Genomic DNA, 14,501 nt, shown 5'->3' on the forward strand with positions numbered 1-14,501 from the left:
CCATGAGTATAGGTGTACTATATGATTGGGGCGAACGAGTGCAGCCAACAACCTAGCGACTTCAAGTATGAAGAGTATAGGTCTTTCTTTTATCAGTTATAGAGAATTAACGCAGTACCGTAATATTTAGCTCATTACTCGCTAATGGTCGATACCACACCTCATCGGCATCTTGACAGCAACTGCTCTCTTGGCTGCCTCGAAGTTCTCGACCAATTTCCCCTTTTTTGACCCAATGAGCAAGCATTGCATCGACACCATCGGGGCTTATCGCAAACTGCTTTGCTAATTGTGTACGGCTTGCCCTGCCTTGTTGTTCAATGTAATCCTTTAGCTCTTTAAGAATCATAATATTGAAACCTGTTGTTGTGCTTGTAGCTTTTTACCGCGATGCTTTAATCCAAAGTAACTCGCCACAAGCAGTAGTAGAGAACCAATAATCCAGCTAAGTGCACTCAGCGGTGAAACTAATAACTCGCCAAACTGATAGCAAATAGTCGAAGTAATAACCGCTAATAGCATTGTCCAGCTTGCAATAAATGCCGAGTATGGACGACCAAATTCACGAACATAGGCGCCCATGGCAGCAACACAAGGAGTATAAAGTAAGATAAACACAAGGTAAGCAAACGCCGCTGCGGGTGTCACAAACTTAGCTTGAATATTACCAAATACGGTTTCATCTACGCCCTGCTCTGCCGCAGCTTCATGCATGTCAGAAACTTCACCCACATTTAACCCTAATGGATCGGAGTAATTAATTGCCGCTAAGTTATCAGGGATAGTCTGAACAGCTTCCGTTAAACCACCCATTAAGCTGTATTCACTCTGATCTAACTCGCTGCTTGGTGAATAAAGATTATTTAACGTCCCTACTACCGCTTCTTTTGCAAAGATCCCAGTAATAATACCCACAGTAGCCTGCCAGTTATCTTCTTGAATACCAATTGGCTTCAGAACAGGTGTCACAATCATTGCCGCTTTTGATAATACAGAATTATGGCTATCTTCATTACCAAATGAGCCATCAGTTCCCATCGAATTGAAGAAACTTAAGATAGTCACAACGATAACAATCGTTTTACCTGCACCAGTCACAAACTTGTTTAGTTTCTGCCACGTTTTAATTAATACATTACGCATGGTGGGTAATTCGTAATCTGGCATCTCCATAATTAAGCTGTCACTTGAACCAGGATAAAGCGTTTTACGAAGAATAAAACCGGTAAATACTGCCGCAAGAATACCTAATAGATAAAGACCAAATACCACATTCTGACCACTTGAAGGGAAGAACGCCGCAGCAAATAACGCATAAACAGGGAGACGTGCACCACATGACATAAATGGTGCCATTGATGCTGCCAATTTACGTTCACGCTCTTGATCTAAGGTTCGCGTTGCCATGATTGCCGGAACATTACACCCAAAACCAAGAACTAACGGAACAAATGCTTTACCCGGAAGACCTATTTTCTGCATCACTTTATCAAGAACAAACGCAGCACGTGCCATGTAACCTGAGCTTTCTAATACCGCTAAAAACAGATATAAACAACCAATCACAGGAATAAAGGTTGCAACAGTCTGAATACCTCCACCAATACCATCTGCAAGTACCGTCACTAACCAAATTGGAAGATGATTATCAAAAAGGTAATGAGTACCATCAACAAAGATAGTCGCTGCACCAATATCAAAGAAATCAATAAATGCACTGCCGATATTAATCGCAAATAAGAACATGCTGTACATAACAACGAAGAAGAAAGGAATACCTACCCACTTGTTTAATAATACGCTATCAATCTTATCACTTAAAGTACGGCTAAACTTACCTTCTTGACGACGAACTGATTTACATAAGCCATGTAAAAAAGTAAAACGAACATCAGCAACTTGCATATCAGGATCGATATCGACAGCCACTCGATTTCTGACATTAATTGCACTTGCACGATCAGCATCATCTAAGGTATTTAAAATCAGAACATCATTTTCTATTGCTCTAATTGCATGAGCACGAGGTGAAATCGTATCATCATTAAATAGCGGTGACAGTTCAGTTAAGGCATCTTCAATGTCTTGACCATAATCAAGGTTAATGGGTGAAGTCGTAATACCTTGAACTAAAAGCTTATGGAGTTTGTTTTTAAACTCTTGGACTTGTTGTTTATTATTTGCAGAAAGAGCGAAAACGGGGCAACCTAACTGTTTCTCTAACTGTTTAATATCAATTTTTTGACGTTGACGCTCAAGCACATCCATCTTATTAAGGATGATCACCATTGGACGGCCTAATTCACGTAACTGAAGTGTCGTATAAAGGCTACGCTCAAGACATGAAGCATCGACAACATTAATAATCACATCAGCAGGGTAAGTAATCACTGCACGAGAGGCGATAGATTCATCGAGGCTGTTTTCGTCATTACCGCTATCTAATGCATAAATACCCGGCAAATCCGTTAATGAAAAGTTGTCACCCGAGCAGCTATATTTACCGGTTTTTTTCTCAACCGTTACACCCGCCCAGTTGCCTACATACTGTTTTGCACCGGTTAATGCATTAAAAAGGGTTGTTTTACCGCTGTTTGGGTTACCAACCGTTAATACTTGATATTCCATTCTTAAGCCTCCACATCAATCATTTCGGCCATCTTTTTGCGAATAGCGATATCAACACCACGCACTCGAACTTGTAATGGATCACCTAAAGGCGCACGGCGTACAACAGAAATCTCTGTTGCTGGTAACAATCCCATAACCATCAATTTTTTACGTGTAGCAACTGGTAGACGGTTAAGCCCGGTAACTCGGGCGGATTTCCCATGTGCTAATTCAGATAGAACCATAACAAAACCTCTAATGATAATTATTTTCATTCGTAATTTGTCTCTATTCTAGTCATTTAAAACAAATACTCAAATGATCTATATCAATAAAGAAAAATATTATGGTTACCCCTAACTCACTTATTGTAGAAAATGTTACATAAGCCAATATAAATCAAAAAGGTAGAGGTATATTAAAAACACACCATCTACCTTTAATTTTTGAAAAATAAATTATCACTTAAGACAACGGTTAAACTCATCGGCTAAAGATTGTAAAAAGTTTAAATAAGCCCCTTCTCCACGCGGAATATCAATACCTAATGGATCAAGTACCCCCACCTTTACATCCGTCCCAGAAACAACTGAAGTAACCAGTGCTGGTTCAAACTGAGGTTCGCGGAAAACACATTTTGCATTATTATTTAAGATCTGGCTTTTAATTTTAGCTAATGTTCTCGCTCCGGGTTTACGGCTAGGATCAACAGTAAAATGACCTAAATTGTTTAAGTGGTAATAGTCTTCAAAATAACCATAGGCATCATGAAAAACAAAATAACCTCTTTGATCGATCGGCTTTAACTGCTTTGCAAGTTGTTGGTCTTTTTTGTCAACTGAGGCAATAAAGTGTTGATAGTTCTGTTGATACGTAACTTCATTTTCCGGGTCAATTTCAATCAATTGATTTTTAACAGATAACGCTATCTCTTTAGCTTGCGGGATCCCCAACCATAGGTGCGCATTAATAGTATGATTATGCCCATCATGTTGATGATGATCATGGTGCTCACCCTCTTTCTCACCAAAATACTCAATATCAATATTTTTTTGATTTTGTAGAGTTAATACGCCTTGAGTTCGGCCTTTCAATGCCGAAGAGATAAAGCCTTCTAGATCAGGGCCAACCCAAACAATCATATCGGCTTGAGTTAATTTTTTAATGTCTGACGGTTTTAACGCATAATCATGGGGAGAGGCATTAGTACCAATTAATACTTGGTTAGTTCCCTTATCTCCAACAATTTCATCGACAATAAAAGCCAGTGGTTTTACTGATGTGATTACCTTCAATGGCTCAGCTTTCGCAATGGGTAATAATAAAAACCAACTCGATAAAAAAACAATTAAGACTCTCAACATATTCACTCTCTCCATAAAGACATTATTGATGAAAGATGTTACATTATAACAATTGAAGATTGCAAACGATAATTATTCTCTTAAGAGCTCCAAATCATGAACCATTTAATTGAATTAAAAAATGTCACGGTGACTTATCATCAAAGAGATGTCTTAGATAAGGTCTCTTTTACCTTAGATCGAAAAGAGATTGCCACCGTAGTGGGACCAAATGGTGCAGGGAAATCAACCTTAATCAAAACAATTTTAGGTTTAGTCAAACCCACCAGCGGAAAAGTCATTAAAGACAAAAAACTAAAAATTGGTTATGTCCCTCAAAAGTTGCAACTTAATGAATCTTTACCACTTCGAACCGACCGCTTCTTACAGCTAGCTGGACGTTATAATAAACAACAACGACTAGATGCTTTAAAAGCAGTCAAAGCCGAACACTTAATGGACTCAAACCTTCATGGGTTATCTGGTGGTGAGATGCAACGTGTCCTATTAGCAAGGGCATTATTACGTCAGCCTGATCTGCTTGTATTGGATGAACCCGTTCAAGGGGTCGACGTTAATGGTCAAGTTGAAATGTACCAACTCATTAGTGATCTGAGAGATATTTTTAACTGCGGCATTATGATGGTTTCACATGATCTCCATTTAGTGATGGCGAAAACAGATAAAGTATTATGTCTTCATCATCATATATGTTGCCAAGGTGCACCTGAGTTAATCTCTAATGACCCTTCATATTTAGCTCTTTTTGGCAAAAACAATGCTGAACAGCTCGCTCTTTATCAACATCATCATACTCATCAGCACGATCTGGCTGGTGATGAAGTGACGTCTTCAACAAACCACTGCAACCATAAGTAAATAATCACATGATCGAATTTCTTCTTCCTGCTTTATTGGCTGGTCTTGCAATTACTCTTCTTGCTGGCCCCCTTGGCTCTTTCGTTGTTTGGCGAAAAATGTCCTATTTTGGTGACACTCTTGCCCATGCCTCTCTACTTGGTATTGCGATGGGACTCCTGTTTGATATCAATCTAAACCTTGCATTAGTTCTCTGCTGTTTAATATTAGCGGTGCTCTTAGTCACGCTTCAACAACAGAAACTCGTGGCGACTGATACTTTATTAGGTATTTTAGCTCATAGCGCCCTCTCTCTTGGTTTGGTTGCAGTCAGCTTTTTAGATAATGTTAGGGTTGATTTGATGAGTTATCTTTTTGGTGACTTATTGGCTGTCAGCTATCACGACTTAATCTGGCTCTACTTAGGTTGTGGCATTACCTTGTTACTACTCATTTTATTTTGGCGTCCTTTACTGTCAATGACCGTCAGTGAAGAATTAGCAGAGGTTGAAGGCATCAATATTAACTTTATGCGCTTGCTATTAATGGTCTTAATAGGGTTAGTCATTGCCGTTGCCATGAAATATGTTGGGGCATTAATTATCACCTCGATGTTGATCATTCCTGCTGCAACTGCTCGCCGTTTCGCTTATACACCTGAACAAATGGCAGTTATCGCCTCTCTATTGGGTATGTTATCGATGGTATTAGGGCTAAGCCTTTCTTGGTTCTACGACACACCAGCAGGACCCTCGGTCGTCGTCTCTGCGGCTTCCCTATTTTTACTCAGCCAATTAAAGCGCGCCCAGTAAGTCATCATTGTCTATGCTTGTGGGCGCTTGCTCACTTGCCGTCGACTAGCAACTCTAATTATTTTAGCTATACATTAGCCACCCTCTTCAATTTCATTTCCAGAGATGAGAATAAATAGACTACTCAACATCCTATATACCCTTCTTACTTGAAGTTGCTAGGTTGTTGGCGATATTCATTCGCCCCAGTCATATAGAAAATCTATACTCATGGGGCCTCATTCATTTGCCGCCTACTAGCAGCTCCAATTACTTTGGGTATAGCATAAATCAAATCAGCAAAGCTAAAGTCATACACCTTCTCCCATTTGACGTTAAGCAATTAACCCTATACTTCTTTTCAACTATCTCAAGCAATCAATAGCCTTCTACATGGCAAATTCGAGCATAAACAAACCTAAAATAAAGCTAAAAGAACTAAAAAAGAGCTAAAAAACAACTAAATCACGCCTAAAAAACCAACAGAGCCAATCTTAAAATCAAGTTTATTCTCATTTAATGTAAATAATTCCAATTAATTAAAAACAACTCTAAAATTAAAACTTTCAATCCAAAAATAAAACATTGACCATTTAAAATCGAACATTTCACTTAATTAATAACTCAAACGAAAAAGATAAAACAAATAAAAAAAGAAAAAAGAAAAACAAGTAATATATACAGTTGATACAATTCCAAATATGAGATATTAAATTCCATATTTATTATTTGATTTTATAATAACTAAATTTCCATTAACATATGAAATAAACTTAGGCACATTGATTAAAACCTAAAGTATAACTATGCATGAATTACCAATGAAAAATATTCACGCCAAAACAAGCACTTAAGCTTACCCATGACATTTCAAGTAGTATTAAAATTAAAAATTAGACTATCAATACTGTTTATTTAATTAATTTCACCAAGTAAAATAAAAAGAAAATACAGCTAAAATATAGATAACTGTGACTGAAATCACCTTAAGCGATTAATTAAATTTCTTTTTGTGATTTCAATCTAATTATTAATTATCGCATTTGAACTAATTCATTTAAATACGTTAAATTCTTCCTCGTCGAAATATTAAATAAAAACAAATAAAAATATTAGACACGTTAAATATCTAATAAAAATTTAATTACATATAATAATTAGCACAGGAATTTATTGCATGAAGCTTAATAATAAAAAAATCTCACTTTCATTAGCCATTGTTGCTGCTCTCTCTTCTGGTGCCGCTTTTGCAGACAAAGGTGATGTCGATTTTGACTTCTACGGCTATGGTCGTATGGGTATTGGTTACTCAAACCAAGGTGACCTTTACGGTACAGATGATAACAACGATTCAAAAGTAAATGGTCAGAATATTATCAAAACAGCCGGATCTCAATTCCAAAGCACCGGCCGTCTTGGTAATGAAGGTATGGGTTTTGAGTTTGGCTTAAAGAGCAGCTACGATCGTGGTAATGGCCATAAAGCAGAAGTTGTTGTTTATGCGGATGATTACTATGCAGGTGGTAACAGCTACGATAACACTGATGGCCAATTAAACTGGGCTCAGGTTTATGTCGGTGCAGATGGTCTTATTCAAGGTCAAGAAGATGCGTATGTTTGGGCTGGTAAGCGTTGGAACCGTGAATATGTTGGCTTGAACGATTACTACTGGATGAATAACAGTGGTACCGGTTTTGGTATCGATGATTTAACCGTAGCTAACATGAAGTTAAACCTTGGCTTAACTGCGGGTGATAACGGTAACAATGGTTTATATGCTGTAACCGCTAAACTTCATGACCTTAAAGTAGGTAACTCTGGTACTTTAGCGGTAAATGCAGGTTACGGCTTTGATACTAATGATGAACATACAACAGATGCTAAATTATACGATGCTAATGGTAACCCTTTAGTTGAATCGAGCACTGATTCGTTAGGTAATACAACTAATGTTCAACAAACTAAGACTGAAAAATACGATAACGATAACGCTTGGCAGTTAGCGTTAACTTATAAGCAAGATTATGCAATGGGTTGGACGCAAGTTACTTACCGTTTAGGTGATAATGCACGTACGACATTAACTGACTCATCAAATGATGGTATGGGCATGACTAATGCTGTATTACTTTCTGGTGACGTAGTGCTTTCTAGCAAAATTCATGTTGAGTACTCAGCTAACTACGAGTACATCAACATGGTTCAAGATAACAACTTTGCTGGTGACCAAGCTTGGACTCAAGCGATTGTTCGCCCAACGTATACTTGGAATAAGTACACCAATACTCAACTAGATATGGCATATGACCAAGTTGACTTTAAAGATGTGGGTGAAACTAACTCATCTTGGAAGACAACGGTGGCACAAAACATTAACCTAGGTACTTATGATAGCTTCAGCCCTGTACTGCGCTTATTCACCACTTACGGTAAGCTAGATACAAACTATGATGGTCAAGGTAATAGCTTCGGTACTAAAGGCGCAGATGATTACGCACTAACATTCGGTGCAATGTTTGAAGCAAGCTGGTAATCCCTACTTTAGCTAAATCTCACTCAAGGTAAAACGGAGTAAGAAGCTAAAAGTAAAGGCTAAAAATTAAAGTTAAAAAGTCCAAATAAACCCGATAAAGTACATTCGCTTTATCGGGTTTTCTTGATCTGGATATTCCTTCAATTCAAACCATGCAGATTAGGTTATTCAGTAACCCAATATAAAGTGACAAATAAAAAAGAGCACTCAACAGAAGCACTCTTGTTATTTAGAAGATAATAATCTGACTTGTTCTCTTTTATTTCTTCACCGCATCAATAAATGTTTGTTTGGCGTCAGAAATCCCTAATCGTTGCGCTTCATCCACCAGCGACATCGCTTTTTCTATTTGATTGTCGGCAACGGCTTGTTGAATCGCCGAGGTGTAAAAAAGCTTAGTCTCATTTTGCACTGGCTTTGGTGGGGTCACTTTCACAGGCTCAGCTTGTTGAATAATCACTTTATTTAAGGGATCTGCCGATAAATAGAGTTTACCTGTTTCCACATGATGAGCCGTTAATGAGGCTTTAGATGGCATCGGTAAATTACCGTAATTTCTGTCTGTATCTTCACGAGGATTAAATAATTGAGTCGTTGTTGCTAAATCTTGTTTGGTGGTATAAATCAGGACTTTTAGCTCAGTCATGTCTGTTGTCGGCGTAAAGGTAAAGTCACCACTTAAGCGATTAGAGTTAAATAACTTGGCTTTTTTATATTCGAAATTTTTAGAGTCTATCGTTTCTAACACTTTATTATTTTGATCGAGAATCACAACATTTGGAACATAAACCGTTGACAGATCAAGATCTTCTGTCACCACATAGCTATCTAAGCGAAACTTAATGGCGCCAATATTAGCTGGGAAGCTATATGCAACGACAGTGCTTTGAATTGAATCACTATTTAAACGTTGATTTTGATTATTAATATTAAAGTCAAGTTCTTGAGGAACACTAACAGGTTGCCAAGTTAATGCCGATAAATGGGTTAGCGGTGCTTTTTGTACTACCGTTTTTTGTGCGTCAGCCGTTTGTTGTTGAGACGATGGAGCACTGCTGCAACCAACAAGAAAACTGGTTGCAATAACAAGAGAGAGTAACGTTTTTTTCATTGGGTAGCCTCTAATATTGAGATACAAATTTTTATTAAAAAGCGGACGATTTAATCGCTAAAGAGAATATATTTTTCTTGCCACGAATTTTACACCTATATAGACGAAACTCTAAATTTTATTATCTATAAAAACAAGTATAGCCAGACATAATGACTGGCTATAAACTTCTTCTATCAATATAAATCAGTAACTCAATTAATTATTTATTTTCATTTACCGCATCAATAAATGTTTGTTTGGCATCTTTAATTCCGAGCTGTTCAGCTTCATTCATTAACGTTATCGCTTTATCCAATTGATCATCTTTAACCGCTTTTTCAATCGCATTCGTATAGTAAGCTTTTGTTTCATCTAAGGTTGGGGCTTGATCAGCCTTAATTGGCGTTTGATTAATCACTGGTTGCTGACCAACCTGACTAATTTTCAAGCGGAACTTACCATCTGTTGTGTGTTTGGCGATGGGATCTGGAATCGCTGGCGGAACATTACCATGAGCAATGGCATACGCTTTTGCTGGGTGTAAAAGTTCCGTTGTTTTGTTTAGATCAGATTCAGTTGTGTAGATAAGGACTTTTATGGTCTGCATATTATTAACAGGGATATAAGTAAACTCCCCTTCTAACAAATCAGAATCTAATAGTTTTGCTGGCTTATATTTAAATTCACTGGCATTGAACGTTTCTAATACTTGATTATCTTCATTCAAGATTGCAATATTAGGTGAAAAAACAGACGCTTTTTTCATATTACTGGCATTAGCAAAGCTATCTAAACTAAAATTAATCGATCCTTTATTTGCTGGTAATGTAAAAGAAGCCACGGGACCCTGACTCAAATCTGAGTGTAAGGTTTGACTGCTCTCATCCAAAGTAAAAGTCATCGATGATGGAAATTTAGCTTGCTGCCAGTTTAAGTTTGATAATTGAGTATTTTGAGCAAGCAGTTGTTGAGACGTTGTATCGGTATCTAATACTTGAACATTGCTCGCACACCCTGACAATAAAGCCGCTGTGATACAGAGAGGAAGTAGAACTTTTTTCATCTTTTACACCTTTTAGTTGGCTATTTTTATGGGAGGAGAAACATCCCTTACTCTATTATTTTATATTTTTCTTGCTTATTCTTGTTATCAAAAATATAAAATAATAGAGCCAGCCTTAAAGACTGGCTATCATATTCGAGTCAATTATACCTTTGTTATTTCAGGTATCTATTGTTTACCACCAAGCCTCAACTTGGATACCGAAGTTCCATTCAGTCGCATCACCCGCTTTAAAATCGCCGCCTTTAAATGCATTGGCATTGTCGTTATCCATTAGGTAACTTGCATATAGACGGAATTCAGGACGTGCCCAGAAGCTATCTCCTGCAGACCAAGCTTGTGCTAAAGTGAATTTCTGACCTGAAGAGTCTTGAGCTGTTTCTGTAGTGTATTCAGCAGGAACCCAGTCATCGTCTGCATCATGCGTTCCAGTATTAGCTACTTGTTTAGTGGATTCAATATCACCACTATCATTATTATAATAGCCAGCTTCAAAAATTGTCTTATGGTGTGCATCCCACTTAAATTCTGGGCGAATTACTGCAGAGAAGTTAGTCACATCACCATCTTGAGTTTTATCAAGATCATTCATGGTTGAAGCCCAAAGTAGTTGATGAGAGATATCCCAACGCTCATTTAGGCTAATTACACCATGGTTAATTAAACGGTAAGCTGATGCATCATCTTTATCAGCAACGCCATACCAACTACCCGCACCGCCATAAACCATTGGTGCAGCATAACCTTCTGTACCAAATTGAACAACCGTCTTGTTAAAGCCACCCAATAATGATTGGGTCATTTCTGCAGTAAACATCAAACCATTATTGGTATTTAGATCATTTTGTGAAGAGGTAGGGTTAGTAATTGCGTAATCTAAACCTAGTTCTAGTTGTGCACCAGACCATAAGTTAATACCTGCATAACGAACATCAACAATATTAACATTGATGCTTTGATCATTCGGTCCATCAGCAGCCCCAGCAGAGTTGAAATCACCTGAATTATCAGAACGAACCCACGCTACAGCTAGCTTACCAGGACCTACTTCGATATTTTCAACACCTGCACCCGCACCAGAGATATCCCAGTAGTAACGGTCAGTAATGTGAATGTCGTGACGTTGGTAGTAACGCTTACCTGCCCACAATGTCGCTTCTGGCGCAAAGTTTAAAATGCCTTGAGATTCAACATTAAACTGACGAAGTGCAAACTGAGCATCATCACCTTCAGTGCCTTCCCAGTCATTCGAACCGTTAGAAGTAACAGCAATCATTGAGTTAACACGGAACTTTAGGTCATCTTCCTGAAAAACATCCTTGCCAATACCGATTTCACCATAGACATCATTTTCATTACCAAGACGGCCTACGTTATTTTTTTCATATTGGGTTTGACCGCCATTTGCGCCACTCACACCAACACCAGCACGCATGTAACCAAAGAAGTCAGTTGGGCCCGCAGCAGCAAAAGAAGATGCAGACATAAGTGCTGCAGAAACTGCTGCAGCGGTTAAACAAATTTTTCCGAATTTCATTTACAAATCCCTAATGGAGTATCCATACAATATCGAGTAAGTGAATATCAAATAGATAACGGTATCATTACCTACTTTTTAGTTTGAGTTAAAATCAATAACAAATTTACGGGAAATAAATTCTTTCATTTCAATAACTAATTTTAGCCATTTTATTTTCGCAATATTTGTATAACAAACCATCCTCCTTAATTAGGGGGGGGATGAAAGGATGAGTGAGGGATGAGTGACAGAGATCACGGTATGAGGATTAAAATCGTCATTTAGAAAGCAGTTAAGAAGATAGGTTCACTGATAATTTAATGAAAAGTATGATAAAGATCACATTTAACTTACCTAATTAATCAATAAAATTTCATGACTTGGTCTAAATAGAAAAAGTTACCCTTAATAATCCTATTTATATAAAAATAATGTAAAAAATTAAAAATGAGATGAAACTCACAATTGTATTTATGCTGCTATTTTGCTAAGTACAAAAAAAAGCACTTACATTCAGAATATAAGTGCTTATCTAAAACAAAAAGTAAAACTTAACTGATCGCTTGGCGTAGTGCTTGACCGATATCCGCTAAACTTTTCACAGTACGAACACCTGCCGCTTCTAGTGCAGCAAACTTATCTTCAGCTGTGCCTTTACCGCCAGAGATAATTGCACCCGCGTGTCCCATACGCTTGCCTGCAGGCGCAGTCACACCCGCAATATAAGAGACAACAGGCTTCGTCACATTGGCTTTAATGTATTCAGCTGCTTCTTCTTCTGCTGTGCCACCAATTTCACCAATCATCACAATCGCTTCAGTTGCAGGATCGTTTTGGAATAACTCTAAAATATCGATGAAACTTGCACCCGGGATTGGGTCGCCACCAATACCAACACAGGTTGACTGGCCAAAACCTTCATCCGTTGTCTGCTTAACCGCTTCATAAGTTAAGGTTCCAGAGCGAGATACAATCCCGATCTTACCGGGTTGATGAATATGACCCGGCATAATACCGATCTTGCACTCTCCAGGAGTAATGACTCCAGGGCAGTTAGGGCCAATCATTCGTACACCAGCTTGATCTAACTTGATTTTCACTTCAAGCATATCTAATGTTGGAATACCTTCAGTGATACAAACAATCAGCTTAATACCACCAGAAATCGCTTCCAAGATTGCATCTTTACAGAATGGAGCTGGAACGTAGATTACCGAAGCCGTTGCGCCGGTCTCTTTCACCGCATCTTCAACGGTATTAAAGACTGGCAGACCTAAATGCTTTGTTCCACCTTTACCCGGAGACACACCACCGACCATTTTTGTGCCATACGCGATAGCTTGCTCAGAGTGGAAAGTACCTTGACCACCGGTAAAACCCTGACAGATAACTTTGGTCTCTTTATTAATAAGCACTGACATTATTTAGCCTCCGATGCTGCAACAACTTTCTCTGCTGCTTCTGTTAATGATGTAGCTGCAATGATGTTTAAACCACTTTCTGCAAGTTTCTCTGTTCCTTTTTCTGCATTGTTACCTTCAAGGCGAACAACAACGGGAACTTCAACACCCACTTCTTCAACCGCACCGATAATACCCTCAGCAATCAGATCACAACGTACGATGCCACCAAAGATATTAACTAATACCGCCTTAACGTTGTTATCAGATAAGATGATCTTAAATGCTTCAGTTACACGCTCTTTTGTCGCACCGCCACCAACATCAAGGAAGTTTGCCGGTTTACCACCGTGCAAATTAACGATATCCATGGTTCCCATCGCAAGGCCTGCGCCATTAACCATACAACCAATAGAGCCATCAAGTGCAACGTAGTTTAATTCCCACTGTGCTGCATGAGCTTCACGCGCATCTTCTTGGCTTGGATCGTGCATTTCACGTAGTTTAGGCTGACGATAAAGTGCATTACTGTCGATCACTAACTTTGCATCAAGACAAAGTAGATCTTGGTCTTCAGTGATCACTAATGGATTCACTTCAACCAATGCAACATCACGTTCAACAATTAACGTTGCTAGACCTAAATAGATCTTAGTAAACTGTTTGATTTGATCGCCTTTAAGACCTAACTTAAACGCTAATTCACGACCTTGAAAAGGTTGCGGACCCACTAATGGATCAAGCGCAACTTTATGAATTCTTTCTGGTGTCTCTTCTGCAACTTTTTCAATTTCCATGCCGCCTTCAGTCGATGCCATGAAAACAACACGCTGAGTACTACGGTCAACAACCGCACCTAAGTAAAGTTCTTGAGCAATTGGTGAGCACGCTTCAACAAGGATTTTACTCACTGGCTGACCTTTCTCATCCGTTTGGTAGGTCACTAAGTTTTTACCTAACCACTGCTGAGAGAACTCACGGATCTCATCTTTTGTTGTTACAACTTTAACGCCACCCGCTTTACCGCGACCGCCAGCGTGTACTTGACATTTTACAACCCACTTATCGCCACCGATTTTGTTGATTGCTTCTGCGGCTTCTTGAGGTGTATCACATGCGAAACCTTCTGAAACAGGTAACCCATATTCAGCGAACAGCTGTTTTGACTGATATTCATGTAGATTCATGGTATTACATCCGTTTTAATATCCATTGACTAATAGATACATTGACTTTTCCCATCTATAGTTTGCTCTCTATTTTTCTAGAATAACTTGGAGCGAAACCAGTA

General features: G+C 38.5%; 12 protein-coding genes. 3 read left to right on the forward strand and 9 right to left on the reverse strand.

Features of this window, described 5'->3' with window-relative positions:
* Positions 1-106 precede the first annotated feature (106 nt).
* The 4 genes from L0B53_RS16765 to znuA form a co-directional block, all read right to left on the reverse strand.
* Positions 107-349 carry a FeoC-like transcriptional regulator gene (locus tag L0B53_RS16765; RefSeq protein WP_235060735.1) on the reverse strand — a complete coding sequence of 81 codons (243 nt, stop codon included), beginning with the start codon at positions 347-349 and terminating at the stop codon, positions 107-109.
* Complete coding sequence (gene feoB / locus L0B53_RS16770) at positions 346-2,628, reverse strand: Fe(2+) transporter permease subunit FeoB (RefSeq protein ID WP_235060736.1); 2,283 nt, start codon at positions 2,626-2,628, stop codon at positions 346-348. The genes L0B53_RS16765 and feoB overlap by 4 nt, the downstream gene beginning before the upstream one ends.
* A gap of 2 nt (positions 2,629-2,630) precedes the next feature.
* Entirely contained in the window at positions 2,631-2,855 is a 225-nt protein-coding gene (locus L0B53_RS16775; protein ID WP_235060737.1) for a FeoA family protein, read from the reverse strand.
* Between the two features lie 216 nt (positions 2,856-3,071).
* Positions 3,072-3,974, reverse strand: coding sequence for a zinc ABC transporter substrate-binding protein ZnuA (gene znuA, locus L0B53_RS16780; RefSeq protein ID WP_235060738.1), 903 nt, complete (start codon positions 3,972-3,974; stop codon positions 3,072-3,074).
* Between the two features lie 96 nt (positions 3,975-4,070).
* Between znuA and znuC the strand changes: the two genes are divergently transcribed.
* From znuC to L0B53_RS16795, 3 genes are all read left to right on the forward strand, one after another.
* Positions 4,071-4,832, forward strand: a complete 762-nt coding sequence (znuC, locus tag L0B53_RS16785; protein ID WP_235060739.1) for a zinc ABC transporter ATP-binding protein ZnuC — start codon at positions 4,071-4,073, stop codon at positions 4,830-4,832.
* A gap of 8 nt (positions 4,833-4,840) precedes the next feature.
* Positions 4,841-5,623 carry a zinc ABC transporter permease subunit ZnuB gene (gene znuB / locus L0B53_RS16790; protein WP_235060740.1) on the forward strand — a complete coding sequence of 261 codons (783 nt, stop codon included), beginning with the start codon at positions 4,841-4,843 and terminating at the stop codon, positions 5,621-5,623.
* A 1,156-nt stretch (positions 5,624-6,779) separates the two neighbouring features.
* Positions 6,780-8,135, forward strand: a complete 1,356-nt coding sequence (locus tag L0B53_RS16795) for a carbohydrate porin (protein WP_235060741.1) — start codon at positions 6,780-6,782, stop codon at positions 8,133-8,135.
* Between the two features lie 259 nt (positions 8,136-8,394).
* Here the strand turns inward: L0B53_RS16795 and L0B53_RS16800 are convergent, their stop codons facing one another.
* From L0B53_RS16800 to sucC, 5 genes are all read right to left on the reverse strand, one after another.
* Entirely contained in the window at positions 8,395-9,246 is an 852-nt protein-coding gene (locus L0B53_RS16800) for a MalM family protein (protein WP_235060742.1), read from the reverse strand.
* Positions 9,247-9,448: 202 nt separating this feature from the next.
* Positions 9,449-10,291 carry a MalM family protein gene (locus L0B53_RS16805; protein ID WP_235060743.1) on the reverse strand — a complete coding sequence of 281 codons (843 nt, stop codon included), beginning with the start codon at positions 10,289-10,291 and terminating at the stop codon, positions 9,449-9,451.
* A 175-nt stretch (positions 10,292-10,466) separates the two neighbouring features.
* Positions 10,467-11,828 (reverse strand): maltoporin, encoded by a 1,362-nt coding sequence (locus L0B53_RS16810; protein ID WP_235060744.1) that lies wholly within the window; start codon positions 11,826-11,828, stop codon positions 10,467-10,469.
* A 533-nt stretch (positions 11,829-12,361) separates the two neighbouring features.
* Positions 12,362-13,231: a succinate--CoA ligase subunit alpha gene (gene sucD / locus L0B53_RS16815; protein WP_235060745.1), complete on the reverse strand. Its 870-nt coding sequence runs from the start codon at positions 13,229-13,231 to the stop codon at positions 12,362-12,364.
* On the reverse strand, positions 13,231-14,397 hold the full coding sequence (sucC, locus tag L0B53_RS16820) for an ADP-forming succinate--CoA ligase subunit beta (protein ID WP_235060746.1): 1,167 nt from the start codon (positions 14,395-14,397) through the stop codon (positions 13,231-13,233). The genes sucD and sucC overlap by 1 nt, the downstream gene beginning before the upstream one ends.
* Between the last annotated feature and the right edge of the window lie 104 nt (positions 14,398-14,501).

The sequence above is a fragment of the Vibrio sp. SS-MA-C1-2 genome (assembly GCF_021513135.1).
Classification (GTDB): Bacteria; Pseudomonadota; Gammaproteobacteria; order Enterobacterales; family Vibrionaceae.

Coding starts and splice junctions, on each gene's coding strand:
- L0B53_RS16810 (WP_235060744.1), bottom strand. CDS start 11,828: ATGAAATTCGGAAAAATTTGTTTAACCGCTGCAGCAGTTTCTGCAGCA.
- L0B53_RS16795 (WP_235060741.1), top strand. CDS start 6,780: ATGAAGCTTAATAATAAAAAAATCTCACTTTCATTAGCCATTGTTGCT.
- L0B53_RS16775 (WP_235060737.1), bottom strand. CDS start 2,855: ATGGTTCTATCTGAATTAGCACATGGGAAATCCGCCCGAGTTACCGGG.
- sucC (WP_235060746.1), bottom strand. CDS start 14,397: ATGAATCTACATGAATATCAGTCAAAACAGCTGTTCGCTGAATATGGG.
- znuC (WP_235060739.1), top strand. CDS start 4,071: ATGAACCATTTAATTGAATTAAAAAATGTCACGGTGACTTATCATCAA.
- znuA (WP_235060738.1), bottom strand. CDS start 3,974: ATGTTGAGAGTCTTAATTGTTTTTTTATCGAGTTGGTTTTTATTATTA.
- L0B53_RS16800 (WP_235060742.1), bottom strand. CDS start 9,246: ATGAAAAAAACGTTACTCTCTCTTGTTATTGCAACCAGTTTTCTTGTT.
- L0B53_RS16765 (WP_235060735.1), bottom strand. CDS start 349: ATGATTCTTAAAGAGCTAAAGGATTACATTGAACAACAAGGCAGGGCA.
- feoB (WP_235060736.1), bottom strand. CDS start 2,628: ATGGAATATCAAGTATTAACGGTTGGTAACCCAAACAGCGGTAAAACA.
- znuB (WP_235060740.1), top strand. CDS start 4,841: ATGATCGAATTTCTTCTTCCTGCTTTATTGGCTGGTCTTGCAATTACT.
- sucD (WP_235060745.1), bottom strand. CDS start 13,231: ATGTCAGTGCTTATTAATAAAGAGACCAAAGTTATCTGTCAGGGTTTT.
- L0B53_RS16805 (WP_235060743.1), bottom strand. CDS start 10,291: ATGAAAAAAGTTCTACTTCCTCTCTGTATCACAGCGGCTTTATTGTCA.